Annotated in this window: 2 protein-coding genes; one reads left to right on the plus strand and one right to left on the minus strand. The window is 55.4% G+C overall.

Translation table 11 applies throughout. From position 1 onward, the window contains the following. A partial coding sequence (locus tag EUC46_RS12380) for a recombinase family protein (RefSeq protein ID WP_206646007.1) occupies positions 1–490 on the minus strand: 490 nt, incomplete at its 3' end. Positions 491–833: 343 nt separating this feature from the next. Between EUC46_RS12380 and EUC46_RS12385 the strand changes: the two genes are divergently transcribed. Further along, positions 834–1403 carry a poly(ADP-ribose) polymerase family protein gene (locus tag EUC46_RS12385; protein ID WP_128774457.1) on the plus strand — a complete coding sequence of 190 codons (570 nt, stop codon included), beginning with the start codon at positions 834–836 and terminating at the stop codon, positions 1401–1403. Positions 1404–1501: the final 98 nt, after the last annotated feature.

Genomic DNA, 1501 nt, shown 5'->3' on the forward strand with positions numbered 1-1501 from the left:
TGATGACTTCGTTGGCCAGGTTGCGGCTGTAGAACTCGGCGATGGAGCTCATGATGCCGTGCAGCAGGATGCCGCCGGGGGTCTGGTCGATGTTCTCGCTGGTGGAGATCAGGCGGACGCCGGCTTCCTCAAAAACCCGGTTGATCTCCACATCATCAGCGCGGTTGCGCGCCAGGCGATCGAGCTTGTGGACGATAACGTAGTCCACATCCGGTGTCCGGCGCAGGTAGGCGAGCATCCTCTGAAGCTCAGGGCGGTTAGCGCTACGAGCGGACTCACCACGATCAACGAACTCCTTAACCACCAGGGCACCCATGCTGGCGGCTTTGCGCTTGTTAGCGTCGCGCTGGGCTGGGATGCTGAAGCCCTCCTCAGCGCCACCGCGCTCGGCTTGCTCACGAGTCGACACCCGGATGTAGGACACAGCACGCTTGGGCGTGAGAGCTTGACTCATGGCGAGGAGCGGGTCTGGGGCGGTGGGTGGTGGCACGGCTGGCTTCTTGGCATTGACGCCTGGCTCTGCCCAAGGCGGTGAGGGTGATGCGGCAAGCGTTGGGCCGGTGGTTTGTACGGTCATGATGGTCCTCCTTTCATCGTTGACGTAGCTGCGTGAGGCGATCGGGCGTACTGGCGCGAGGTGCAGTACGACCAACCTCATCTCGTCTCAAAAAAATGAGACATTCTGTGTCTATTGACGCTCAGATGGACGGAAGAGTCAAGTGTCGTCACATAGCCGCTTACTACCAATCCGCCCAACGCCACCGGAAGCCACTCTTCCCAACACGCGCTATGTGTGGTACAGTGTTCGGAATCGCGAAGGAGGATCATAAACAATGAGCACCTTCCCTCTGATTTCCTTGCCTTCGCGATCTCTCTTTTACCATGGTACATCCATTTCGGCCGCTAGATCAATATGTCAGCTAGGATTTCAAGCTTCGAAGAATAGTGGCGATTGGTTGGGTGATGGCGTCTACTTCTTTGACGTATATCGTCGAGCGGAAAGTTGGGCAAGACGCTACCATCATAATGTAGGTCCCGCCGTAATCACGGTCGAAGTCGACCTCACATACTGTATGGATCTGTCTGATCCTGGTTGGGCCGAGGTTCTTCATCGACACGCTGATAGGCTATTGGCTGAGGCGAAAGAATCCGGGATTACGAATATGGTTCAAAATGATGTTTTCCACGGTAAAGACTCGTATGTCATCAATAGCATCGTTGAGCAGCTCGGTGCGTCAGGCTTTGAGGTTACTTGCGTCAAGGGTTTGTTTGCAAGTGGCGATTTAGCATATCCGGGTTCAGCTCTCGCACTGGAGGCTCATCTGGAGCTAGCGGTCAGAGATACCAAAATAGCTTCTATTATAGCAGTCGAACACCTAGTGTCGCGTGTCGTTAGTGTCTAGACGGTTGGGTGTTTGGGAGTATGTGGGTATGGCTCATCCTGGTGCTCCTGGTCTTGTGCTTCGTGATGGTGATGGTGAGGAGCTTGGGCGTTGGTTGC

Source organism: Actinomyces oricola (assembly GCF_004104015.1).
In the GTDB taxonomy this organism is placed as follows: domain Bacteria; phylum Actinomycetota; class Actinomycetes; order Actinomycetales; family Actinomycetaceae; genus Actinomyces; species Actinomyces oricola.

What these genes read in the sequence shown, in the direction of transcription:
- EUC46_RS12385 (WP_128774457.1), top strand. Translation starts at nt 834, where the DNA reads ATGAGCACCTTCCCTCTGATTTCCTTGCCTTCGCGATCTCTCTTTTAC.